Genomic DNA, 24595 nt, shown 5'->3' with positions numbered 1-24595 from the left:
CTCTTCGTTGTAGTTCTTGGACATCGGGTAGATCTTCTCGCTTTCCCTGGTCTGAGACCAAGATCAAGCGTGTCCACTACCCGGGGTCAAGGCCCTAACTACCAGCGTTGTCGCTGGTCAAAGCCCCGATGCGCCCCCGGCAGGAATCGAACCTGCGACCTAGGGATTAGAAGGCCCTTGCTCTATCCAACTGAGCTACGGAGGCAGTGCGGGCATCGGTGATGCGGGCACCAAACACCATGACCCATATCGATCTCGGTGTCCAGCGCGTTAAGTATAGCGAGCGTCCAGATCGGGTTATGGTGGTCGCGTAGCAACCGTTCGGCGCGTCGGGGTGGTTGTGCGGACCGGAGGACGGGAAACCCCCGGGGAGTACGGACCGGCGCTCGGAACTACGCTTGGTCGTATGTCGTCACCGCAGGGCCCGGCCGCAGCGCAGAACGTACAGGCGAACCGGGGTGGTTCTCCGGTGACGTTCTCGGTGGTTGCTGCGCTCGGGGTGGCGTTCGCGGCTGTCGTGGCGGCGATGGTGGTGGCGCTGTCCGCGTCGCAGGCCTTGACGCTGCTGGGGATTCCTGATCCTGGGCCCCTCACTACATACGGGTTGCCGGCGGTACGGGCGATTGCTGATCTGTCGGCGGCGTTGACGGTGGGGTCGCTCATGTTCGCGGCGTTCTTCGTGCCGCCGCAGGCGGACGGGTTGCTCGATGTCGGGGGATTCCGGGCGTTGCGGCGGGCCGGGAACTTCGCGCTCATGTGGGGTGCGTCGGCGGCGCTGCTGGTGCCGATGACGCTGTCGGACACTACCGGGCAACCTTTGCAGAACACGCTGCGACCGGAAGCGGTGTGGCGCGCCGCGAATCAGGTCGAGGTCGCCGGGTCCTGGCGCATGACCGTTTTCTTCGTGCTCGCGCTGGCCGTCGGATGCCGGATCGCACTGCGATGGGGGTGGACGCCGCTGCTGCTGGCGGTGTCGGTGTTGGCGCTGATGCCGGTCGCGCTGACCGGGCACTCGTCCGCGGGCGGGGCGCACGACCTCGCCACCAATAGCCTGATCCTGCACCTGCTTTCGGCCTGCTGCTGGGCGGGCGGACTGTTCGCGGTACTCGCGTACGCGCTGCGGGACGGGAAGTACACCGCGCTGGCCACCAGGCGGTTCTCCCGGGTCGCGACCGTGGCGTACGTGGTGATCGCGATCAGCGGCGTCCTCAATGCGTATGTGCGCGTGCCGTGGTCGGACCTGTTCAGCACCACGTACGGAAAACTGGTGCTGGCCAAGACCTTCGCATTGGTCGTGCTCGGCTGTATCGGATTCCTGCAGCGGCGGCGTGCCATCCCGGCTTTGAAGCGCGACCCGCAGGATCGGGGCGCGCTCATCCGGTTCGCCGGGGTCGAAGGGCTGATCTTCGCGGCCACCATCGGACTCGCCGTCGGGCTCGGGCGCACCCCGCCGCCGGACACCCGCACCGTCCCGACGCCGGCGGAAGTCGAGATCGGCTACAACCTCGACGGGCCGCCCACCGTCGGCCGGATCCTGTTCGACTGGCGCTTCGATCTGATCTTCGGCACGCTCGCTATCGTGCTGGCCTTCGTCTATCTGCGGGGTGTCGCGCGGCTCCGGGCGCGCGGCGATGCCTGGCCGATCGGGCGGACCATCGCGTGGCTGTCGGCGTGCGCGGTACTGCTGTTCGCGACCAGCTCCGGGGTCGGCCGGTATGCGCCGGCCATGTTCAGCGTGCACATGGCGCAGCACATGATGCTGTCCATGCTGGCGCCGATCCTCTTCGCGCTGGGCGGTCCGGTGCTGCTGGCGCTGCGGGCGATTCCGCCGGCCGGACGAGATCAGCCGCCCGGGCCGCGGGAGTGGATTCTCGCCGCCGTGCACAATCCGGTGTCGCGCTTCATGACTCAGCCCGTGGTGGCGGCGGTGTTCTTCGTCGCCGGGTTCTATGCGCTGTACCTGGGCGGGCTGTTCGACAAGTTCGTCGGCGAGCACGGCGCGCACCTGGCCATGAACCTGCACTTCCTGGTGAGCGGATACCTCTTCTATTGGGTGGTGATCGGCATCGATCCCAAGCCCCGGCAGGTGGAACCGATCACCAAGATCGGCATGGTGTTCGGCTCGCTGCCGTTCCACGCCTTCTTCGGCGTCGCCTTGATGAGCATGGAAACCGTGATGGGCGGTTGGTTCTACCGGGGCCTGGGCCTCAGCTGGAACCACGACCTGCTCGGCGACCAGCACACCGGCGGTAGCCTCGCATGGGCCAGCGGTGAAGTGCCGTTGGTGGTGGTGATGCTCGCGCTGCTGATCCAGTGGTCGCGCAGCGACGCCCGCCTGGCGACCCGGCTCGATCGTGCGGCCGAACGTGACGACAACGCGGACCTGACCGCGTACAACGCCATGTTCGCCGAGCTCGCCCGGCGGGACGGAGAGGGACGTAAGTGAGTGACGTCGCCATGGCGACCCGGAGATTCAAGCGGCTCTACCGCTCCGATGTCCGTCAGGCCCGCCGCCTGCTGCGCGGTCACGTACGCAAGACGCCCGTCTTCCACACCGACATCCTCGGACCGCGCGGTCCGGTGCCGGTCATGCTGAAGCTCGAACATCTGCAGCACGGCGGGACCTTCAAGGTTCGCGGCTGCTTCAATGCCTTGCTGCAGGCTCCTGCGGGGACGCGGAGCGTGGTGCTGGCCTCCGCCGGAAATGCCGGGATCGCAGCGGCACTCGCGTGTGCGGTGCGCGGGCTGTCGTGCACGGTGGTGGTGCCGGAATCGGCCTCGCACACCAAGGTCGCGGCCATGTGGTCGCACGGGGCCGAAGTGCTCTGGCACGGAACGACTTACGCCGAGGCGCATCAATACGCCACCGAGCTCGCGGCCGAACGCGGGGCCATGCGGCTGCACGCCTACGACCTGCCCGCCATAGTGGCCGGTGCGGGCGTGGTGGGGCTGGAGATCGAGGAACAGGTGCGAGGGCGGCCGCCCGTGCTCGCCGCGGTCGGGGGCGGGGGACTGGTCGCGGGCATCGCTGTGGCGCTGGGGCTGCGCGGGCGGGTGATCGGCGTGGAACCCGAGGGCGCGGGGACGTTGCACGCGGCGCTGGCCGCCGGGCGGCCGGTCGATGTGGATGTCGACAGTGTGGCCTCGGATTCGTTGGGGGCCAATCGCATCGGGGAGATCGCGATGGAGGTGTCGCAGCGGTATGCGGTGCGTTCGACGCTGGTCAGCGACGATGCGATCGTCATGGCGCGGGAGTATCTGTGGCGGGAGTTCCGGCTGGTCGTGGAGCCGGCGGGAGCGGCGGCCGTGGCCGCCATTCAGAGCGGCGCATATGTGCCGATGGCGGGGGAGCGGCCGGTGGTCGTGCTGTGTGGCGCGAACACCGACGTTGCGACTCTCTAGCTGTTCACAACGCGGAAGTTATCCACATTCACCCAGCTGTGGCTGTTGCGCGCCGTCCGGGCGGTCCAAGCTTGAAGGGACCAATCGTATCGGCCGAAACGGCAAGGGGGAGAACGGTGTACGAAGCGAACCTGGCATTGATAGGGCGGGTTGTCACACATCCGACCCGGAGAGCGCTGCCCAACGGCGAGTCCGTGATCTCGTTCCGGCTCGCCAGTACATCCCGGCGATTCGATCAACCCACCGGGGATTGGGTGGACAGCGGTACGTTGTATCTGACAGTGAACTGCTGGCGTCGGCTCGTGGAAGGCGCCGAACAGTCTCTGCAGCGGGGCGACCCGGTCATCGTCTACGGTCAGCTGCGCACCAACGAGTACACGACACGGGACGGTGTGGAGCGCTGCGACCTGGAGATGCGAGCGCTGGCGCTGGGCCCCGATCTGGCTCGTTGCACGGCTCCCGTGCTGCGCAAACACTTTGGCCGCAGCGACCGGCCGGACCCCGTTCCACAGGCGGAACCCGATACCGATACTGCCGGAGAACCGGCAACACAACACAGTTAGGCTTGCCCATATGGCTGAGTTCATCTACCAAATGCGAGGGGTTCGCAAAGCTCATGGCGACAAGGTCGTACTCGACAATGTGACCCTGAACTTCCTCCCCGGCGCCAAGATCGGTGTCGTCGGTCCGAACGGCGCCGGTAAGTCGAGCGTGCTGAAGATCATGGCGGGACTGGACCAGCCGAACAACGGTGAGGCCTGGCTGGCGCCCGGCGCGACGGTCGGCATCCTCATGCAGGAACCGGCCCTCAACGAAGAGAAGACCGTCCGCGGCAATGTCGAGGAGGGCCTCGGCGAGATCAAGGTGAAGCTGGACCGCTTCAACGAGATCGCCGAGCTCATGGCCACCGACTACTCCGACGAGCTCATGGAAGAAATGGGCAAGCTGCAGGAGGACCTGGACCACGCCGACGCGTGGGACGTCGACTCCCAGCTGGAGCAGGCCATGGACGCGCTGCGCTGCCCGCCGCCCGAGGAGCCCGTCACCAACCTGTCCGGTGGTGAGCGCCGCCGCGTCGCGCTGTGCAAGCTGCTGCTGAGCAAGCCCGACCTGCTGCTCCTCGACGAGCCCACCAACCACCTCGACGCCGAATCCGTGCTGTGGCTCGAGCAGTTCCTCGCCTCGTACGCGGGCGCGGTGCTGGCCGTCACCCACGACCGGTACTTCCTCGACAATGTCGCCGAGTGGATCCTCGAGCTCGACCGCGGCCGCACCTACCCGTACGAGGGCAACTACTCCACCTACCTGGAGAAGAAGGCCGAGCGGCTCGAGGTCCAGGGCAAGAAGGACCAGAAGCTGCAGAAGCGCCTCAAGGAGGAGCTGGCCTGGGTCCGCTCCGGCGCCAAGGCCCGGCAGGCCAAGAACAAGGCCCGCCTCGGCCGCTACGAGGAAATGGCCGCGGAGGCCGAGAAGATGCGGAAGTTGGATTTCGAGGAGATCCAGATTCCGGCCGGCCCGCGCCTCGGCAATGTCGTGGTCGAGGTCGAGCACCTGGACAAGGGCTTCGGCGACCGGCAGCTCATCAAGGATCTGTCGTTCACGCTGCCGCGCAACGGCATTGTCGGCGTCATCGGACCGAACGGTGTCGGTAAGTCGACGCTGTTCAAGACGATCGTCGGCCTGGAGAACGCGGACAGCGGCACCGTCCGCGTCGGTGACACGGTCAAGCTGAGTTACGTCGACCAGAACCGCGCCGGCATCGACCCGAACAAGACGGTGTGGCAGACGGTTTCCGACGGGCTGGACTTCATCCAGGTCGGCAGCCAGGAAATGCCTTCCCGCGCTTACGTTTCCGCCTTCGGGTTCAAGGGCCCGGACCAGCAGAAGCCGGCCGGGGTGCTCTCCGGTGGTGAGCGCAACCGCCTGAACCTGGCCATGACCCTCAAGCAGGGTGGAAACCTGATCCTGCTCGACGAGCCCACCAACGACCTCGACGTCGAGACCCTGGGCTCGCTGGAGAACGCTCTGGAGAACTTCGCCGGGTGCTCCGTGGTCATCTCCCACGACCGGTGGTTCCTGGACCGCACCTGCACCCACATCCTGGCGTGGGAGGGCAACGACGACAACGAGGCCGCATGGTTCTGGTTCGAGGGCAACTTCGAAGCCTATGAGGCCAACAAGATCGAGCGCATGGGTCCGGAAGCGGCTCGCCCGCACCGGGTCACCCACCGCAAGCTCACCCGCGGATAACCGAACTCTCCGGGGCTCTCAGGGGTAAACCCCTGAAACCCGAAAGGCGGAGGACCGGGCTCTCGGGGGTAGACCCCTGAATCCCCGAAGGCGGAGGACCTGGGTCTCAGGGATAAACCCTTGAGGCCCCGAAGCCCGAAGGCGGAGGACCGGGGTTTCAGGGATAAACCCCTAAGACCCCGGGGAAGGACATTGCTCTCGCCCTCGCGGAGGTCTCAGGGGTGCGCTCCTGAGACCCCAAGGGGGACAAGGCGGGTCCGGACTCCGGCTGTGGGAGGGGTGGGCGTGCCGGCGTCTGTCCCGGGGCGTATACAAGTGACGTGTCCCGAGAGTCCGCGGTGGGCCCTCGGGGTCACGGTTCGCTTGGTGGTGACGGAGGTGTCATCGCCGGGCAAGCTGAGGGTTGTTTGCTGGATGGCTTGTGGTTTGCCAGGTGGCGTGTTGCGGCATTGCAGGTGAACGGCTATCGAGCAGCGAACTCGGCAGTTTCGCGTATGCATTTGTGTGTGAAATCCGTTTTGGTGCAAGGTTTGTCGTCCCCGACCTGGCGATTTCGGGCAGACCCGACACGAGCGATACCGTCCGGTTTGTCCGTATTGTGAGACGCGTTACAGCATTGGGAGGAATTCAGCCCGGTGCATCCGGCGTCCAGCTACTCTCGGAGCGGCGTCACTTTGTTACGGAACCGAATCCGAGGGAGTTGGCGAAATGACGGTCTCGTCCGAGTTGTCCAGTGCCGCGTGGGCTGCGAGTTTGCCCGCGTCTCTGCGTGGCAATCTGGTCTCGCTCGAAGAGGCGTATTTCCGACACGTGGATGCCGGGGACGCGGACTGCGCGATCCCGACGACCTCCACCCATATTTTCCGCTGCCACGTGGATCTCGCCATGCAGCGCACGCCCGGCACCGCCGTGGTCCGGGTGCATCACGCCGATGACGACGCGCAACTCGGCGTCGCCGTCCAGATGGTCACCGACGACATGCCACTACTGGTGGAGTCGGTCACCTCCTCGCTCAGCCGGCTGGGCATCAGCGTCAGCGAAATCGTGCACCCCATCTTCGAGGTCACCCGCGATGCCGCCGGCCGCCTGGAAACCGCTGTGCCACACGAGGTCGACGGCAACGGCGCCACGGGGCTGCGCGAGTCCTGGATGCATGTGCAGCTGCATCCGTCCACCAGCGCCGAGCAATTGGAGCGCGCCGCCGCCGCGCTGCCCGATGTGCTCACCGATGTCCGTCAGGTCATGGGTGACACCGAGGCCATGCGCGAGACCCAGGGCCGGGTCGCCGACGAGCTCGACGCGATCGCGGACAAGGGCATCACCCCCATCGGCGCAACCGATCTCACCGACTGCGCCAACCTGCTGCGCTGGCTCGCCGACGGTCACTTCACCGTCCTCGGCTACGCGCGCTACGAGCGCACCACCGTCGACGGACAGGCCAAATCGGTCATGGTGCCCGGCACCAGCCTCGGCGTGCTCGGGTCACCGGACGGCACCGACTTCCGCGTCCCCGACAACAGCGGCGACCAGCCGCTGCTCATGCTCACCCAGGGCCTGGTCCCGGCGACCGTGCACCGCGCGGTCTACCCCTACTTCGTCGGCGTGGCCGATTTCGACGAAACCGGTGCTGTCACAGGCGAACACCTGTTCATCGGCGTCTTCACCGTCACCGCGCTGCACGAGAACGTGCTCGACATCCCGGTCATCGAACGCCGGGTGCGGTCCATCATCGAAGCCAGCGGTTTCGACCTGGACTCCTTCTCCGGCCAGGAGATGCTCGAGGTCATCCAGTCCTTCCCGCGCACCGAACTGTTCTCCTCCGACGGAGACACCTTGCGCCGCACCGCCAGTGCGGTCCTGAACGTCGGCATGCGCCGCCAGGTCCGGTTGTTCATGCGCATGGACGGCTACGGCCGCTTCGTGGCCTGCATGGTCTACCTGCCGCGCGACCGCTACACCACGCGGGTCCGCCTGGAGATGCAGGACATCCTGGTGCGCGAACTGGGCGGTGAATCCATCGACTACTCGGCGCGGGTCTCCGAAAGCGACCTCGCCAGTGTGTATTTCACCGTGCGCCTGCCCGACCACGGCGCCGTCGCCGACACCTCCGAAGCCAACCGGTTGCGCATCCAGCGGCTGCTCGCCGAGGCCAGCCGCACCTGGGACGACCACCTGCGCGACGAGGCGGCCAATTCCAGCACTCTGGATCCCGTTGTGCTGGAACGCTATGTAGAGGGACTGCCGGAGAGCTACAAGGAGGACTTCGAGTCCTGCCGCGCCCTCGACGACATCGTCCGGCTGCAGGCCCTCCCGGACGGCAGCATCGACCAATACCTGTACCGCAATGCCGATTCCACCCCCGGAACCTGGCGCTTCACCCTCTACATCGGCGGCGCCGGCATCTCCCTGAGCCAGGTGCTGCCCGTCCTGCAGAGCCTCGGCGTCGAGGTCGTCGACGAGCGGCCGCACGAGGTGGAGCTGGAACACGGTCTCCGGCAATGGATCTACGACTTCGGCCTGCTGGCCCGGCCCGACTTGCTGCGCAGCGCGCTGGACCGCAATATGGACGCCGAACTCGTGGAATCGGCCGGCCGCCTGGACGCGCTCGACGCCCAGGTACGCGGACTGCGGGAACGCTTCACCGACGCCTTCGAAGCCCTCTGGTTCGGCCGCGCCGAAGCCGACGGCCTCAACGAACTGGTGCTGCGCGCCGGCCTGCACTGGCGCACCGTCTCCATCCTGCGGGCCTACTCGAAGTACCTGCAGCAGGCCGGATTCCCCTACAGCCAGGCCGCCATCACCCGGGTGCTGCTCACCTACCCGGACGTGGCAAAGATGTTCGTCGACCTGTTCGGCGCGCTCTTCGATCCGGACTCGGCCAACCCCGAGCATGCCCGCGACCTCGAGGGCGCGGTCCGGCACCGTATCGACGATGTGGTCAGCCTGGATGCCGACCGCATCCTGCGCGCCATCCTCGGCCTGATCAAGGCCACCCTGCGGACGAACTACTACGTCACCGACGCCGAGGGCCGCTCCCGGGATTACCTGTCGTTCAAGGTCGAACCGCAGGAGATCACCGAATTGCCCAAGCCCAGGCCGCAGTTCGAGATCTGGGTGTACTCGCCGCGGGTCGAGGGCGTGCACTTGCGGTTCGGTCCGGTGGCGCGTGGTGGGTTGCGTTGGTCGGATCGGCTGGAGGACTTCCGCACCGAGATCCTGGGTTTGGTGAAGGCGCAAGCGGTGAAGAACGCGGTCATCGTCCCGGTCGGGGCCAAGGGTGGCTTCGTCGTGAAACAGCCGCCGGCCGCGACCACGGATCCGGTGACCGATCGTCAGGCTCTGCAGACCGAGGGCGTCACCTGCTATCGCACGTTCATTTCCGGTCTGCTCGATGTCACCGACAATGTGGACCGGGTCAGTGGTGAGGTCATTCCGCCGGAGCGGGTGCTGCGCCGCGACAGTGACGACACGTATCTGGTGGTTGCCGCGGACAAGGGCACGGCGACGTTCTCCGATATCGCCAATGATGTGGCGAACTCGTATGGTTTCTGGCTCGGTGACGCCTTCGCTTCGGGTGGTTCGGCGGGCTATGACCACAAGGCGATGGGCATCACCGCCAAGGGCGCGTGGGAGAGCGTGAAGCGGCATTTCGCCGAGATGGACATCGATACCCAGTCCCAGGACTTCACCGTTGTCGGTGTCGGCGATATGAGCGGTGACGTGTTCGGCAACGGGATGCTGTTGTCGCGGCACATCCGTTTGGTGGCCGCGTTCGATCACCGGCACATCTTCCTGGACCCGACCCCGGATGCGGAGGCTTCCTTCACTGAGCGCGAGCGCATGTTCGCGCTGCCGCGTTCGTCGTGGGCGGATTACAACCGCGACCTCATCAGTGCCGGCGGCGGTGTCTATGACCGGACGGTGAAGTCGGTGCCGGTCAGTGAACAGGTTCGTGCCGCATTGGGTTTGGCCGATGGCATCACCGCGTTGTCGCCGCCGGAGTTGATCCGGGCGATCCTGAAATCGCCGGTGCAGTTGTTGTGGAACGGCGGTATCGGTACATACATCAAGGCCAGTACCGAGACCAATGCCGAGGTCGGCGACAAGTCCAATGACGCGGTCCGCGTGAACGCGAACGAGTTGCGGGTCACGGTGATCGGTGAAGGCGGCAACCTGGGCGCCACCGCACTGGGTCGTATCGAGTTCTGCCGTCACGGCGGCAAGATGAACACCGACGCTCTCGACAACTCCGCGGGTGTGGACTGCTCCGACCACGAGGTCAATATCAAGGTCCTGCTCGACGGCGTCGTGTCCAACGGCGAACTCCCCGAAGCCGAACGCAACCCCTTGCTGGCCGCCATGACCGACGAGGTCTCGGCACTCGTGCTGGCGGACAACGTGTCCCAGAACTACCTCATGGGTATGTCCCGGGCCGAAGCTCCGCGCATGCTGAACGTGCACAAGCGCCTCATCGAAGAGATGGAGGACAAGCGCGGACTGGACCGGGAACTGGAAGCGCTCCCCACCGACGCTCAGATGAAGCTGCGCTCGGAGCAGGGCACCGGCCTCACCTCGCCGGAACTGTCGAATCTGATGGCGCACGTGAAGCTTTCGCTCAAGGCCGACCTGCTGTCCAGCGACCTGCCCGACAGCACCTACTTCGCCGCCGGGCTGCCGCAGTACTTCCCGACCCCGCTGCGCACCCGCTTCGCCGCCGCCATCAAGCGGCACCGGCTGCGCCGCGAGATCACCACCACCATGCTCGTCAACGAGATGGTGGATCTGGGCGGCATCACCTACGCCTTCCGGCTGGGTGAGGAGATCGGGGCCTCCGCCTCGGATTCGGTGCGCGCCTTCACCGCCGCGACCCAGATCTTCGACCTGCATTCGGTGTGGAACCGGATTCGCGAGGCCGAGGTCTCCACCGGCATGAAGGACGCCCTGGAGCTGGAGACCAAGCGGACCCTCGACCGCGCGTCCCGCTGGCTGCTCAACAACCGGCCGCAACCCATCGCGGTCGGCGCGGAGATCCACCGCTACGCACAAGGCGTGCGGACGCTCTCGCCACGCGTCCCGGGCTGGCTGCGCGGACACCACATCGACACGCTGAACGAGCAGTCGCAGGCCATCATCGACCAGGGCGCGCCCTCGGAACTGGCCACCGAGGTCTTCGGACTGCTCAACCTGTTCCCGCTGCTCGATGTGCTCGATATCGCAGACATCACCGATCGCAGCGGCGAAGAGGTCGGCGCGCTGTACTACGCGCTCAACGATCACCTCAAGATCGACTGGCTGTTGCAGGCGGTCAGCCACCTGGAACGCGGCGATCGCTGGCACGCACTGGCCCGGCTGGCTTTACGAGACGACATGTACGGGTCGCTGCGCTCGCTCACCCTCGACGTGCTCTCCGCCGGCGACCCGGAGGAGACGGCCGAAGAGAAAATTGCATACTGGGAGTCGAAAAACCAGTCCCGGCTGGGTCGCGCCCGCGCGGCACTCTCGGAACTGTTCGAATCCGGAACCCACGACCTGGCCACGCTGTCGGTTGCGGCGCGGCAGGTGCGCAGCATGGTGAGCGGGGTGGGTGCGCAATCGGAGGTACCGCGTTGACGAGTGTCGGTTCGCTGAACGGCCATGGCAAGAGTGCGCTGAGCTCGGGGGAGGCCGTGTCCACGGCCTCCGGGGTCCGTCCCGATCAGCCCAAGCGCTTCCACACGAAGGTCGAGGTGCGCTGGTCCGATATGGACGCCTTCCAGCACATCAACCATGCGCGCATGGTGACCCTGCTGGAAGAGGCCCGCATTCCGTGGCTGTTCCTCGACGAACGGCCCACGGTCGAACTGCGGTCCGGCTGCGTGCTGGCCGACCTGCACGTGCAGTACAAGGGCCAGCTGCGGCACGAGGATTCGCCGCTGGACGTATCCATGTGGATCGAGCGGCTGCGTGCCGTGGACTTCACGGTCGGTTACGAGGTGCGCGCGGCCGGGTCCGCGCCGGACTCCCCGGCGGCCGTGGTGGCCTCCACGCAGCTCGCTGCCTTCGATATCGATACGCAGCGACTACGCCGCCTCAGCACCGAGGAACGCGACTACCTGGCGCAGTGGCTGGCCGACTGACAGTGGGCTCGGGACAACTCACGCTGTACGTTCCCGACCCGGCGGAACGCGAAAACCTCGCCACTTTCATCTCGCACGCGGTGCGGCTGGATCCCGCTTCGGTGATCCGGCTGCGCCGCCGCGGGGACCGCTACGTCTCCGCCTGGGCCGCAACCGGGTTCGAGGCGCTCGCGGTGCGGACCGTGGTCGCGGAACTCGGCATGGACGACGTGACCGTCGGTGCGGACACCATCCTGGCGGGCCTGCACGGCCCCGACTCCGGCAATCCGCTGGATCTGGGCTTCGCCATGGACTCCTCTTGGCGCACCGCCCTGCCGCCGGAAGCGGGCTTCGTCCACATCGACGACGTGCCCGCCCGCATGCTCGTCGAATTGGCCGAGCGTGGCGCGCAATTGGCCCAGGAACACGGCAGTAGTCACGGCCCGCCCGCCTCCCTGCTGGACCAGACGGTCCTCACCGTCTCCGGCAGCGGCGAGAAGGTGGAAGTCCCCATGCGAGTGGTATTCGCCCTGGCCGCCATGGATTTCATCCCCCACGGCGGCGAGAAAACCGACTCCCGCCGCATCTCCGTCGACGAGATAGTCCGAGTCCGGGCCGCCCGCACCTGGCTCCGCCTCGACGCCCGCTACGGCTCGGTGGCCCGCCGCCGCGGCACCGGAATGCCCCTGCTCACCAGCTGATGCCCTGAGGCACGGCCGGTTTCGGTGTCAGTGCACGCCGAGCATGCGCAGGCCGGCAGTGATGACCGCGGCCGACAGGATGACGACGATCAGCGGTGCTTTGCGCCAGGCCAGCACCGCCGCGACGAGAACGCCTGCGGGCAGAGCGAATCCGAAGTTGCCCTTGCCGGAGGGCATGAGGGTGGTTACTGCCAACGCCGTCAGCAGTACGACGGAGGCGATCTCCAGGAGCTTGATCGTTCGCGGCGAGATCGTCACTCGCTTGCGCAGGGCCGGGCCCGCGAAGCGGAATGCGAAGGTGCCCACCGCCAGCGCGATCGCACCTGCCAGCAGCGTGCTACCCACCGCAGCCCGCCGATACGGTTGCGGATCGGGCCGCGTCATCTACCCCTGCTGCGGCCGTTTCGACAGAGCTGGAAACGATGCCGGTATCGCGCCCTGCGGGTACCGGTTCCGCATCCGCACTCGAATCAGGCTCTGCGCCGGACGTCTTGCCTGCGCGGCGCACGACCAGCAGAACGGCGGTCAGGGCGAGCAGGACGGGGATGCCGGCGCCCAGGAAGGGTGTGGCGAGGGCGGCCACTGCCGCACCCGCCAGAGCCGCTGTGCGCGTGGCGGGGTCGCGGAGGGCCGGCAGGACCAGTGAGATCAGGACGGCGGGGAAGACGGCGTCCAGGCCGAAGGCGTTGGGATTGGGGACTATCGAACCCAGTTCCGCGCCGATTGCCGCGCCGATGGGCCAGGCGGCCACCACTGCGAGTCCGCAGAGCCAGTAGGCGGCGCGGCGGCGTTCGCGGTCGGGCTGGGCCAGTGCCATGGCGACGGATTCGTCGTTCATGACGTGGGTGCCGAGGAGGCGGCGCCAGCCGGTGCCGACCACGTCCGGCACGGACAGGCCGTAAGGGACGTGGCGGGCGTTCACCAGCAGCCCGGCCAGCACGGCGGCGATGAGGCTGCCGCCCGCGGTCAGAATGCCGAGGAAGACGAACTCGGAGCCGCCCGCCACCACGGCCACGCTCATGAGCATGGGTAGCCAGGTGGGGAAGCCGGAGGTGACGGCGGTGGCGCCGTAGGACACGCCGATAATGGCGACTGCCAGGCAGATCGCCGCAATACCGGTCAGCACACCCCGATCCAGTGTTCGCCATATCGAACGCATGTTGTCTATAGTGAACGAAACAGCCCTGTCCGTCAAAGGGTCATTTCAGGCCCCGGCGCGGTACCGTCTGGAGCGATCATGACTGCCCACGACGACATGCCGCCCGCGCCCACCACCCCGCAGGAGACCATCGCCGCCGCCCTGCGGCGCGAACGCGCCCGCTCCGGAATCTCGCTCACCGAAGTGGCCAAGCGCGCGGGCATCGCGAAATCGACGCTCTCCCAACTGGAATCCGGCAGCGGCAACCCCAGCCTGGAAACCCTGTGGGCGCTGTGCGTCGCCCTCGAGATCCCGTTCTCCCGCCTGTTCGACCCGCCGCGCCCCCGCGTCCAGGTGATCCGCGCGGGTGAGGGCCCGGCCGTCCTCTCGGAGCACGCCGACTACCGGACCATCCTGCTCTCGGCGTCCCCGCCCAATGTTCGCCGCGACTTCTACCGCATCGCCGCCGAACCCGGCGAGGCCCGCCGCTCCGAACCGCACATGCACGGCGTCATGGAACACGTGGTGCTCTGCGCCGGCCGCGCACTGGTCGGCCTGTCCGATGCCCCGGAGGAACTCGGACCCGGCGACTACATCGCCTATCCCGGCGACCTGCCGCACCTGTTCCAAGCCCTGGAACCGGGTACCTGGGCCACCATGGTGCTCGAATCCTCTTGACGCGCAAGAAGATCTACGCGGCACCCTCGCCGAGGTACTGCAGCCACGTCGGATCCAGTTCCGAACTGGACGACAGCAGCCGCCAATGCGGGCCCTTGGGTGCCACCATCGGGTGATGCAGGGTCCAGCCCAGCTCGCTGAGCAGTTTGTCGGCCTTGCGATGGTTGCAGGGCGCACACGAGGCCACGCAGTTCTCCCACGAATGCGCGCCGCCGCGGCTGCGCGGGATCACGTGGTCGATGGTCTCGGCCTTGCCGCCACAGAAGGCGCAGCGGTACCGGTCACGGTGCATGAGCGCGGCGCGGGTCATGGGCACGCGAGCGCGGTAGGGGACACGCACGTAATTGCGCAACCGGATGACCGAGGGCAGCGACACCGAGGTGCCGGCGGAATGCACCACCGGGCCTTCCGGATTGTCGTGCACGGTCTGGGCCTTGTCGCAGATCAGCAGCACGATGGCGCGACGCGCGGAGAGCGCGGTCAGCGGTTCGTACGTGGCGTTCAACAGCAGGACGCGGCGTTTGGCCCAGCTGGAAACGGCGGGAGGTTCGGGCGGATGATGCGCAGCAGGATGATCATGATGCGCGCCCGGATGGGCAGGCTCGGGATGAGCGCCCGCATGAGAATGCTCGGGATAAGGCTCGGAAATTACTGCATGCAGCGGAGTAGCCCCCGACCCACGATTGTGGACGTCGGCGGGCTGGAGTTGTCGGTGTGTCCGCGCCTCTTGCCTGGCGCTGTGCCGCTGCTTCATGGGTATACCCCGAATTCGTATTCGTCCGATTGTGTGGTATCTCGGCAGACTGCCACCCAGTTGACCATGGAATGGCGGACATTGCCATCTCTTTCGACACATTGTCGGGCACATTCGGATGAACAGCCCGTAACCATCGGGGCGGGGGTCCGTTTCAGGCGGTCAGAGCCCCGAAAAGGTCCGCCTGAGAGGCTTGCGGCCGTCTCGTTCTGGACTGACGCAGCGGGGGAGCGAAGCGGAGGAGCGGAGGAGGGAAGAACGAGACTTCGGGGCCGCAAGCCCGCCGGAGCGGAGCGGAGGCAAAATAGGCACTGTGACTTCGGGTGAGCAGCAGACTGCGACTTCCTTCTACGAGGCAGTCGGCGGGGCGGAGACCTTCCGCCGGATCGTGGCCGCGTTCTACCGGGAGGTGGCGCAGGACGAGGTGTTGCGGCCGCTCTACCCGGAAGCGGACCTGGGCCCGGCCGAACGACGCCTGCGGATGTTCCTCGAGCAGTACTGGGGTGGACCGCGCACCTACAGCGACGAGCGCGGGCACCCGCGGCTGCGGATGCGGCACCACCCGTTCAAGGTCGGGCCGATCGAGCGGGACGCGTGGCTGCGGGCCATGCACATCGCGGTGGCGGAGATCGAGCCGGAGAAGCTCGACGACGCGCACCGCAAGCAGCTGCTCGACTACCTGGAGATGGCCGCCAATTCGCTCATGAACTCGCCGTTCTGAATTACTTACGCTGAACACCTACGCGCCCACAGTGTTTCCGATCACACCCCGCGTCCGCTGACTATTTGCTGAAACTGGACAAGTGTCGCCGACGGGCACGCGAAAGTCGGTGTGCTTTGGCACACTACGGCTGTGAGAGACGAATCCGCCGAAGCCGTGCCCTCGGTGCCGTGGTGGCGATCGGCCGTGTTCTACCAGGTGTATCCCCGCTCGTTCGCGGACTCCGACGGTGACGGCGTCGGCGATCTGGGCGGGCTGCGCGACAAGCTCGGCTATCTGGAACTGCTGGGGGTGGATGCGCTGTGGCTCTGCCCGGTGATGCGATCACCGATGGCGGACGGCGGATACGACGTCTCCGACCCGCGCGATATCGACCCGCTGTTCGGCGGGATCGCGACGCTCGACGAGGTCATTGCCGAGGCGCACGACCGGCGGATGCGGGTCGTCATGGATCTGGTGCCGAATCACACCAGCGATCAGCATCCGTGGTTCCGGGCGGCGCTGGCCGCCGGACCGGGCAGTCCGGAGCGGGCGCGGTATCTGTTCCGGGACGGCCGCGGGCCGAATGGTGATGCGCCGCCGAACAATTGGCCGAGCATCTTCGGCGGTCCGGCGTGGACCCGCGTCCGGGAGGCGGACGGGAGACCCGGGCAGTGGTATCTGCACATCTTCGCGCCGGAGCAACCCGATCTGAACTGGGAAAACCCCGAGGTCGCAGCCGATTTCGAGCAGGCCATGCGGTTCTGGCTGGACCGCGGCGTGGACGGATTCCGGATCGATGTCGCGCACGGCATGGCCAAACCGGCCGGGCTGCCCGATATGGCGGGCCTGGACACCCGGCTGCTCTCGCACAATGACGACGATCCGCGCTTCAACAATCCGGGCGTGCACCAGATCCACCGCCGCCTGCGCAAGGTGATGGACGAGTATCCGCACGCGGTGGCCATCGGCGAGGTGTGGGTGGACGACAACACCCGCTTCGGCGAATACGTGCGGCCCGACGAACTGCACATGGCCTTCAACTTCCGGCTGGCCGAAACACCCTTCCGGGTGGACCGGATTCGCGATGCCGTCGACAACTCGCTGAACGCGGTGGCAGCGGTCGGAGCCAGCGCCACCTGGACACTCTCGAACCACGATATCGAGCGTGAGGTCACCCGTTACGGCGGCGGCGCGGCCGGGCAGGCGCGGGCCCGGGCCATGATCCTGCTGGAACTGGCTCTGCCGGGCGCCGTATTCGTCTACAACGGTGCGGAATTGGGGCTGCCGAACGTGGACGACCTGCCCGACGCCGCGCTGCGGGATCCGGTGTGGGAACGGTCCGGGCACACGCAGCGCGGGCGCGACGGCTGCCGGGTGCCGTTGCCGTGGGAGGGTGAGCGGTCGCCGTTCGGATTCACCACAGGGACACCGTGGCTGCCCATGCCGCCCGCGTGGGCGCAGTTGACCGTGGAGAAGCAGCTGGAACGGCTGGACTCCATGCTGTCGCTGTATCGGATGGCCATCGAATTGCGGGTGGTGCGGCCGGAATTCGCGGGGCCGGGGCTGGAGTGGTACGGAAGTCCTCCCGGCTGCCTGGCTTTCCGGCGGGACGGCGGGCTGCTGTGCGTGCTGAATGCCACCGATTCGGCGATCCTGTTGCCCGCCGGGGACGTTGTGCTGGCCAGTGCCCCGATTACTGCGAGGAAACTTCCGGCAAACTCGACTGCCTGGCTGGTGTGAAAGATGTTTGTTACGACACGGTCGCACTGACCCTTACCGGTCGTAGTAGTGAGGGGGGCATCGACTACCGTTGGGCCGTGAGCATTCTCCAGACAGTGCTGATCTACGTCGGCATCCCGCTTGCGATCTATCTGGTGATCGCCGGATTGTCGTTCCTCGGTAAGCCGCTGCCGGGCAAGAGGCCGGCGCACTACGAACTCGGTGAGAAGTGGACGCAGCCGCCGGTGCTGTGGAGCGCGACCGACGAGGTGACCGGTTCCGGTCATCACGACACTGCAGACTCGCATGGCAACCATGCGGCTATCGAATCCGCCGGTGCGGAGCTGATCGGAGGCCGGGCAAGTGGCAAGTTCTAATTGGCCCGCGGTGAACGAGGCCGAACTACCGCACGGATTCGCCGTCACCACCAGCGGACGCGTGTCCGGCGTGCACGAGGCCGGCGACATCTTCAGCGATGTGCCGTTCACCGATAACGAGCGCCTGCTCATGGACAACACGCTCACCGATGCCACCCGCGCCACCAAGGTCCGGTTCAACATCTACATCGGCGACCTCGGCTCGGACTCCGGCGCCGGCGCGGACGCGCTGTTCCCGACCACCCCGGAAGCCGCGCGCTCGGTGCTCATCGCCGTCGACCCGAACACCAACTCCGTCGAGGTGCGCTCCGGCCGCGATGTCGCCGAACGCGCCAACGACCGCGTCTGCCAGCTCGGCGCCACCGCCGCCCTGAGCTCCTGCCGTCAGGGCGAGCTCATCGACGGCCTGGTCTCGGCCGTCCGCGTCATGGCCGCCGCCATCGGCCGCGTCTGACCGGCTGTCTGAATCGCTGATGGGCAGTTTGGGGGCCTCGGGCCCCCAAACCCCCTTCGGGTTTCGCTGTGAGCAGATCGGGGCGCGGGATCGGTGTGCGGGAACTTAGGCTCGGGGGTATGTCCGAGAAACCGCGGTTGACCGCTATTCCTGGTGGGCGTGAGGATCGGCCGCGGGAGGCGCGGCGGGGTGCGGCGCGAGAGCCGTTGTGGCGGGAGGCGCTGGGGGAACAGCTTCGGAGTCTGCGGTTGGGGCAAGGGGAGAAGCTCACCGAAACGGCTGGGCGGGCCGGGATTTCGCCGCAGTACCTGTCGGAGGTCGAGCGGGGACGGAAAGAGCCCTCGAGCGAAATGATTGCCGCTCTTGCGGGGGCCCTTGGGACTACGTTGTGGGGGTTGACCCAGCAGGTGGCCGAGGAGCTGCAGCGGCGGCAGTTCGCGGCTTACAACTCCCCGGCTGCGCAACGGCCGGTTTCCGGGCCGGTGATGCTCGCACTCGTCGCGTGAATCAGCCTCGGGGGCCGAGGATTTGGTCGACGAGGCCGTAGTCGAGGGCTGATTGCGCGGTGAAGACTCGGTCTCGGTCGGTGTCGCGGCGGAGGGTTTCGACCGTTTGGTTGGTGTGTCTGGCCAGGATTTCTTCGACTTCGGCGCGGAGGCGGGCCAGTTCCTCGGCTTGGATGATGAGGTCGGGGATGGCGCCGCGGCCGCTGGCCGCGGGCTGGTGGAGGACGACGCGGGCGTGCGGGAGCATGGTGCGGCGGCCGGGGGCGCCGCCGGCGAGTAGGACCGCGCCGACGGCGATGGCCTGGCCCACGCAGGTGGTGATGACCGGTGAGCCGATGTGCTGGATGGTGTCGTAGATGGCGAGCATGGCGGACAGGTCGCCGCCCTCGCAGTTGATGTAGAGGCTGATGTCCTGGCCGGGGCTTTCCGCGTCCAGGTGCAGCAACTGGGCGATGAGGGCGTTGGCGACGCCGGAATCGATGGGGGTGCCCAGGTAGACGATGCGTTCGGTGAGCAGATGCGAGTAGACGTCCATGATCCGCTCGCCGCGCGGATGCTGCGCGATGACATTGGGAATGGTGTAGGAAGTCATGCCGAGATCCCCAGCTTCTGTCGTTGCGGGACGACCTGCCAGAACGAGTCGACGATGCCGTCGATGAATCCGTAATCCTTGGCCTGGGTCGCGGTGAACCAGCGATCGTGCAGCGAATCCTCGTAGATCTGGTCGAAGGGCTGCCGGGTGTCCTCGGAGATGAGCCCGAGCACGGTCTGCACGGTGTAGCGCAGATCGTCGGCCTGCACATCGACCTCCACCGCGCTGCCGCCGATCCCGGCCGAGCCCTGATGCATGAGGATCCGCGCGTGCGGCAGCGCGAACCGCCGCCCGTGCGTGCCCGCCGACAGCAGAAATTGCCCTGCGCTGCACGCCAATCCGAGCGCCAGCGTGGACACCTCGCAGGGGATCAGCCGCATCACGTCCCGGATCGCCAGCATGGCCGGCACCGACCCGCCGGGCGAATGGATCCACAGCGAGATCGGCGCCTCCGGATCCTCCGCCGCCAGGGTGAGCAGCTGCGTCATGAGCAGTGTCCCGTTGTCGTCGTCCAGCGCCCCGTCGAGGACGAGGACCCGCCGTCCGAAGAGTTGTTCCCGTGTCCGCCAGTTGAACATCGGAGTCGTGTTGTCTGCCATGACTTCACGGTGCCCGAACCACACCCGTCCCGGTGTGCCGCGCTGCTGTGAGCAGATCCGCTCACGGCAGCGCACAGCATCGGCCCAGATCAGTAGCTGTGGCAGGTGTCGGCGACGCGGTCGAACTTGGCGAGCGATGATGTCGGAGATCCGGCCCGTTCCACCCGTCCGACGGCGGTTCTTCAGTGACCTTTCAGGTCTTCAGTCATTCTTCAGCTGAACGAGGGAAGCCCCCGCCGCGAGAATGCGGCGGGGGCTCCCTGCGTCGGTGCCGCTGCTACTGCCGATCGAATTCCCGTGCGCGCAGCGAACGTTCGATACCCGCACGCCCTTCGACCACGAGGCGGCGGAGGGCCGGCGGACGCTCCTCGGCGAGGAACTTGTCGGCGACGGCGACCGCTTCGTCGGTGACCGCCCAATGCGGGTACAGCCCCACCACGACGGTCTGCGCGACCTCGCTGGACCGCCGCTCCCACACCGACGGGATCTCGGCGAAATACCGTTCGATGTAAGGCGTCAGCAGCTCGCCCTGCCCGACCGGAGCGAACCCGGCCACGATGGCGCGAGCCGTGATGTTCGGCACCGTGTCATCGCCCATGACGGTGCCCCAGGCGGCTTCCTTGACCACGGCCTGCGGGCGGGCGGCCCGCGCGGCAGCGGCCTGCCGGCGTCCCGCAGCGGTGGCGTCGCGGTCGAATTCGGCGTCGATGAAGGGGGTTTCGATGCCGTCGGCGTCGATCACACCCGACGCGGCGAGCGCCTGCACGACCCGCCAGCGCAGGTCGGTGTCGACGGTGAGCCCGGTGAGCCCGGCCGCGGCCGGATCGGCGTCGAGCAGCTGCCGCAGCACCGCGGTGTGGCGCTCGGCGAGCTTGGCGCCGGTGAGCGCGTTGACGAAGGCCAGCTGGTGGTCCGATCCCGGCGCGGCGGCGCGCGCCAGTTCCAGCAGCCGGTCGGCGTATTCGGGCCAGCCGGTCTGCGCGGCCCACTCCGGGTCGGCGTAGGCGCCGAGCGCGGTGTTGGCCTGCATCAGGAGTCGCTGCACCACACCGATTTCGGTCTCCGCGCCGACGCCGCGCTGCACCAGCGCCACGAAGTCGCGGGCCCGCAGTTCGGCCTGCCGGGTCATCTCCCACGCGGCCGACCAGCACAGCGTGCGGGGCAGCGGTTCGGCGATATCGGCGATGCGCGCGACCACGGTGTCCAGCGACGCCGGGTCCAGCCGCACCGAGCAGTAGGTGAGGTCGTCGTCATTGACGATGACCAGCTTGCCCTGCTCCACGCCCACCAGTTCCGGCACCTCGGTGCGCTCGACCGGGTTGACGTCGAGCTCGATGCGCTTGGTGCGCACCAGCTTTCCGTCCTGGTCGTCGTAGACGCCGATGGCGAGGCGGTGCACGCGGCGTTCACCGGCGCCCGGTTCCGCGCCTTCCTGGATGACCGCGAACGACGTGTACTTGCCGTCCGCCACGGTGAAGTCCGGGCGCAGGATGTTCAGGCCGGTGGTCTTCAGCCACTGTGCGCCCCAGGTGGACAGGTCACGCCCGGAGGCCTGCTCCAGCGCGCTCACCAGGTCGTTGAAAGTGGCGTTGTCGTAGGCGTTTTCGGTGAAGTAGGCGCGCAGGCCCGCCAGGAACGGCTCCAGCCCGACGTAGGCCACCAGCTGCTTGAGCACCGAAGCGCCCTTGGCGTAGGTGATGCCGTCGAAGTTCACCTCGACCGCGGCCAGGTCCGGGATGTCGGCGGCGATGGGGTGGGTGGAGGGCAGCTGGTCCTGCCGGTACGCCCAGGACTTCTCCAGATTCGCGAAAGTGGTCCAGGCATTGGTGTATTCGGTGGCGCCGACCTGGCAGAGCACGGAGGCGAAGGTGGCGAAGGATTCGTTCAGCCACAGGTCGTCCCACCACTTCATGGTGACCAGGTCGCCGAACCACATGTGCGCCATCTCGTGCAGCACGGTCTCGCAGCGGCGCTCGTAGGAGGCGCGGGTCACCTTGGAACGGAACACGTAATCCTCGAGGAACGTGACCGCGCCCGCGTTCTCCATTGCGCCCGCGTTGAATTCGGGCACGAACAGCTGGTCGTACTTGCCGAAGGCGTACGGCACACCGAAATTGGTGTGATAGAAGCCGAAACCCTGCTTCGTTTCGGTGAAAAGCCGTTCGGCGTCCATGAATTCGGCCAGCGAGGCGCGGCAGTAGATGCCCAGCGGGATATCGCCGTGCTCGTCGATGTAGCGGTCGGTCCACTTGGCGTACGGCCCGGCGATGAGCGCCACCAGGTAGGTGCTCATGCGCGGCGTGGTGTCGAAGGTGTGCTCGACCACGGTGCCGATCTTGCGGGTGGAGGTGACCGCGCCGTTGGAGATGACCTCCCAGTCCTCGGGCGCGGTGACGATCATGTCGTAGGTGGCCTTGAGGTCCGGCTGGTCGAAGCAGGCGAACATGCGCTTGCAGTCGGCGGTTTCGAACTGGGAGTACAGGTACACCTTGTTGTCGGTGGGGTCGACGAAGCGGTGCAGACCTTCACCGGTGTGCGAGTATTCGCAGTCGGCCTCGATCACCAGGGTGTTCTGGGCGGCGAGGCCCGGTAGCGTGATGCCTTCGGCCTCGTCGTAACCGCTGACGTCCAGGGCGGCGCCGTTCAGTACGGCCGACCGCACACCCGCGCCCACGATATCGATGAAGGTGGTCGCACCGGGGGTTGCCGTGAACTTCACCGTCGAGCGCGAGTGGAAGCTGTCGTCACGCGGTTCCTCGGCATTGGTGGGCTGCCCGGTCAGATCCAATTCGACCCGATAGTTCTCCACCTGTACCGTCGCGGCGCGTTCGATCGCCTGCTCGCGGGTGAGATTCGGTGCGGACAAGGGGGCTCCTTCGCTCTACGGAGAACTACGCGAACCTTGCCAGCTTGCCATGTCCGCGTACCGCCGCGCAGGCGTCCGCCCGGCCTGGTCGGGGACGCCGGAGGGCCGTCGGTAGGCTGTGGCGCGGTTGCACATCGCGCGCTCGCGCCCACCTGGAGGAGGACAGTTGAAGCATATTCACGCCGGTAAGGTGCGCGATCTGTACGAGGACGGCGATTCGCTGATCCTGGTCGCCTCGGACCGGGTGTCTGTCTTCGATGTCGTACTGCCCACACCGATCCCGGGTAAGGGCGCCATGCTCACCCAGCTGTCGAACTGGTGGTTCGGGTTCTTCGCGGATGTGCCGAACCACATCATCTCCACCACCGACGTGCCCGCCGAATTCGCGGGGCGCGGGGTCCGGGTCAAGCCGCTGAACATGGTGAAGGTCGAGTGCATCGCCCGCGGCTACCTGACCGGTTCCGGTCTGAAGGAGTACCAGCGCACCGGAACCGTGTCGGGTGTGCAGCTGCCGCCGGGTCTGCGCGACGGTGACAAGCTGCCCGAACCGATCTTCACCCCGACCACGAAGGCCGATCTCGGCAGCCACGACGAGGCGATCTCGTTCGACGATGTGGTGAACCAGGAGGGCAAGGAGGTCGCCGGGCAGCTGCGCGACCTGACCCTCGAGGTGTACACCCGCGGCGCCGAGCACGCCGCCGCGCGCGGGGTCATCATCGCCGATACGAAGATCGAACTCGGCTGGGACGGTGACGTTCTCACCCTCGGCGACGAGGTGCTGACCTCCGACTCCTCGCGTTTCTGGCCCGCCTCCGAATATGAGCCCGGCCACCCGCAGCCGTCCTTCGACAAGCAGTACGTCCGTGACTGGTCCACCTCCACCGGCTGGAACAAGGAGTACCCCGGCCCCGAGATCCCCGCCGAGGTGGTCGAGGTGACGCGCCAGAAGTACGCCCAGGCCTACGAACTCGTCACCGGCAACGCCTGGACCGGCTTCCAGGGCTAGCCGGCAAGTTCGACGCGGTCGGCGGCGAGGAAGTCGGCGACCAGGGTGGTCGAGCGGTTTTGGAGATCGGCGTACTGGGCGGCTCTTTCGGCGCCCCGGAGGACCTCGTCCAGGCGGAACCGGCCTGACGTGTCCAGACGCTGGCGGCGTTCCTCGGCGTCCGCCAGGACACCGACCCGGGATTCGGTGAGCCCGCAGTAGAGCGCGATGCCGCCGCTGAGCTGGGTGTCCAGCATGGTCTGCAGGACGGGGACGATCGGATCGTCCGCGGCCGCACCGCCCAGACCGAGCCACAGCATGCGTTTTCCGGCCAGGCGGGGTTTGCTGCGGCCGTAGGCGAAGCCGTAGTTCCAGACGCGGTCGATCCAGCCCTTGAGGACGGCCGGGACGCTGGTCCAATAGATCGGGAAGACCGCAATGATGATGTCGGCGGCCAGGATTCGCCGCATATGGTCCTCGACCTCGGGGGAGTAGGTCTTCTCGCGATCGCCCCAGTCGGGCTGGTCGGCGACGGTCATGCGCGGGTCGAAGCCCTCGGCGCGCAGGTCCAGCAGGTCGATGCGATAGCCCGCGTCCTCGAGCTGGGTGATCGTGCGGCGGGCGATGTGCATGGTCAGCGAGTCGGGCCGGTGATGGTCGACCACGACCAGCGCGGTGCGGGTGCCGTTGTTCGACAAGACATTCCTCCTGGAGACGGTGTTCGGTGACTCCAGTACATCCGCGATCCGGTGGACGATCCATGGGTGAAAGCCTCC

The 24595-nt window shown here is 67.1% G+C and carries 21 protein-coding genes and 1 tRNA gene; 14 read left to right on the top strand and 8 right to left on the bottom strand.

Annotated features, from left to right (window positions below):
- Positions 1–131 precede the first annotated feature (131 nt).
- Positions 132–205 (bottom strand) — tRNA-Arg (locus tag ACH438_RS11025).
- Between the two features lie 201 nt (positions 206–406).
- Between ACH438_RS11025 and ACH438_RS11020 the strand changes: the two genes are divergently transcribed.
- From ACH438_RS11020 to ACH438_RS10990, 7 genes are all read left to right on the top strand, one after another.
- A complete protein-coding gene (locus tag ACH438_RS11020) occupies positions 407–2446 on the top strand; it encodes a cytochrome c oxidase assembly protein (RefSeq protein WP_397003664.1) in 2040 nt (679 codons plus the stop codon).
- A gap of 11 nt (positions 2447–2457) precedes the next feature.
- Positions 2458–3402 (top strand): threonine/serine dehydratase, encoded by a 945-nt coding sequence (locus ACH438_RS11015; RefSeq protein ID WP_397003764.1) that lies wholly within the window; start codon positions 2458–2460, stop codon positions 3400–3402.
- 116 nt (positions 3403–3518) lie between these two features.
- The gene (gene ssb, locus ACH438_RS11010) at positions 3519–3965 is read left to right on the top strand and encodes a single-stranded DNA-binding protein (RefSeq protein ID WP_397003662.1); all 447 of its coding nucleotides are present in this window, start codon (positions 3519–3521) and stop codon (positions 3963–3965) included.
- 10 nt (positions 3966–3975) lie between these two features.
- The gene (ettA, locus tag ACH438_RS11005; protein WP_397003660.1) at positions 3976–5652 is read left to right on the top strand and encodes an energy-dependent translational throttle protein EttA; all 1677 of its coding nucleotides are present in this window, start codon (positions 3976–3978) and stop codon (positions 5650–5652) included.
- A gap of 708 nt (positions 5653–6360) precedes the next feature.
- The gene (locus tag ACH438_RS11000) at positions 6361–11262 is read left to right on the top strand and encodes an NAD-glutamate dehydrogenase (RefSeq protein ID WP_397003658.1); all 4902 of its coding nucleotides are present in this window, start codon (positions 6361–6363) and stop codon (positions 11260–11262) included.
- Positions 11263–11318: 56 nt separating this feature from the next.
- On the top strand, positions 11319–11768 hold the full coding sequence (locus ACH438_RS10995; protein WP_397003762.1) for an acyl-CoA thioesterase: 450 nt from the start codon (positions 11319–11321) through the stop codon (positions 11766–11768).
- Positions 11753–12448 carry a hypothetical protein gene (locus tag ACH438_RS10990; RefSeq protein WP_397003656.1) on the top strand — a complete coding sequence of 232 codons (696 nt, stop codon included), beginning with the start codon at positions 11753–11755 and terminating at the stop codon, positions 12446–12448. The genes ACH438_RS10995 and ACH438_RS10990 overlap by 16 nt, the downstream gene beginning before the upstream one ends.
- A gap of 27 nt (positions 12449–12475) precedes the next feature.
- Here ACH438_RS10990 and ACH438_RS10985 read toward each other — a convergent pair whose 3' ends face one another.
- Positions 12476–12832, bottom strand: coding sequence for an AzlD domain-containing protein (locus ACH438_RS10985; protein ID WP_397003654.1), 357 nt, complete (start codon positions 12830–12832; stop codon positions 12476–12478).
- The gene (locus ACH438_RS10980; RefSeq protein ID WP_397003652.1) at positions 12786–13607 is read right to left on the bottom strand and encodes an AzlC family ABC transporter permease; all 822 of its coding nucleotides are present in this window, start codon (positions 13605–13607) and stop codon (positions 12786–12788) included. The genes ACH438_RS10985 and ACH438_RS10980 overlap by 47 nt, the downstream gene beginning before the upstream one ends.
- A 78-nt stretch (positions 13608–13685) precedes the next feature.
- On the opposite strand from ACH438_RS10980, the gene ACH438_RS10975 reads away from it, so the two are divergent.
- Positions 13686–14264 (top strand): helix-turn-helix domain-containing protein, encoded by a 579-nt coding sequence (locus ACH438_RS10975; protein WP_397003650.1) that lies wholly within the window; start codon positions 13686–13688, stop codon positions 14262–14264.
- 13 nt (positions 14265–14277) lie between these two features.
- Here the strand turns inward: ACH438_RS10975 and ACH438_RS10970 are convergent, their stop codons facing one another.
- A complete protein-coding gene (locus ACH438_RS10970; protein WP_397003648.1) occupies positions 14278–15018 on the bottom strand; it encodes an HNH endonuclease in 741 nt (246 codons plus the stop codon).
- A 313-nt stretch (positions 15019–15331) separates the two neighbouring features.
- On the opposite strand from ACH438_RS10970, the gene ACH438_RS10965 reads away from it, so the two are divergent.
- From ACH438_RS10965 to ACH438_RS10945, 5 genes are all read left to right on the top strand, one after another.
- The gene (locus tag ACH438_RS10965; protein WP_397003646.1) at positions 15332–15739 is read left to right on the top strand and encodes a globin; all 408 of its coding nucleotides are present in this window, start codon (positions 15332–15334) and stop codon (positions 15737–15739) included.
- A gap of 132 nt (positions 15740–15871) precedes the next feature.
- Positions 15872–17461, top strand: a complete 1590-nt coding sequence (locus ACH438_RS10960) for a glycoside hydrolase family 13 protein (RefSeq protein WP_397003644.1) — start codon at positions 15872–15874, stop codon at positions 17459–17461.
- 77 nt (positions 17462–17538) lie between these two features.
- Entirely contained in the window at positions 17539–17817 is a 279-nt protein-coding gene (locus ACH438_RS10955) for a hypothetical protein (protein ID WP_397003642.1), read from the top strand.
- A complete protein-coding gene (locus tag ACH438_RS10950; protein WP_397003640.1) occupies positions 17804–18271 on the top strand; it encodes a DUF5130 domain-containing protein in 468 nt (155 codons plus the stop codon). The genes ACH438_RS10955 and ACH438_RS10950 overlap by 14 nt, the downstream gene beginning before the upstream one ends.
- A gap of 119 nt (positions 18272–18390) precedes the next feature.
- Positions 18391–18777 (top strand): helix-turn-helix domain-containing protein, encoded by a 387-nt coding sequence (locus tag ACH438_RS10945; RefSeq protein ID WP_397003638.1) that lies wholly within the window; start codon positions 18391–18393, stop codon positions 18775–18777.
- A gap of 1 nt (position 18778) precedes the next feature.
- Here the strand turns inward: ACH438_RS10945 and ACH438_RS10940 are convergent, their stop codons facing one another.
- From ACH438_RS10940 to pepN, 3 genes are all read right to left on the bottom strand, one after another.
- Positions 18779–19369, bottom strand: coding sequence for a ClpP family protease (locus ACH438_RS10940; RefSeq protein ID WP_397003636.1), 591 nt, complete (start codon positions 19367–19369; stop codon positions 18779–18781).
- Entirely contained in the window at positions 19366–19968 is a 603-nt protein-coding gene (locus tag ACH438_RS10935) for a ClpP family protease (protein ID WP_397003634.1), read from the bottom strand. Before ACH438_RS10935 ends, ACH438_RS10940 begins: the two co-directional genes overlap by 4 nt.
- 277 nt (positions 19969–20245) lie before the next feature.
- Complete coding sequence (gene pepN, locus ACH438_RS10930) at positions 20246–22834, bottom strand: aminopeptidase N (RefSeq protein WP_397003632.1); 2589 nt, start codon at positions 22832–22834, stop codon at positions 20246–20248.
- Between the two features lie 166 nt (positions 22835–23000).
- Between pepN and ACH438_RS10925 the strand changes: the two genes are divergently transcribed.
- Positions 23001–23840 carry a phosphoribosylaminoimidazolesuccinocarboxamide synthase gene (locus ACH438_RS10925; protein ID WP_397003630.1) on the top strand — a complete coding sequence of 280 codons (840 nt, stop codon included), beginning with the start codon at positions 23001–23003 and terminating at the stop codon, positions 23838–23840.
- On the opposite strand, the gene ACH438_RS10920 is transcribed toward ACH438_RS10925, so the two are convergent.
- Positions 23837–24517: an NAD(P)H oxidoreductase gene (locus ACH438_RS10920; RefSeq protein WP_397003627.1), complete on the bottom strand. Its 681-nt coding sequence runs from the start codon at positions 24515–24517 to the stop codon at positions 23837–23839. The genes ACH438_RS10925 and ACH438_RS10920 overlap by 4 nt on opposite strands.
- Positions 24518–24595: the final 78 nt, after the last annotated feature.

It is taken from the genome of Nocardia sp. NPDC020380, assembly GCF_044386975.1.
GTDB lineage: Bacteria > Actinomycetota > Actinomycetes > Mycobacteriales > Mycobacteriaceae > Nocardia.
This window is presented reverse-complemented; position numbering and strand designations above follow the sequence as displayed.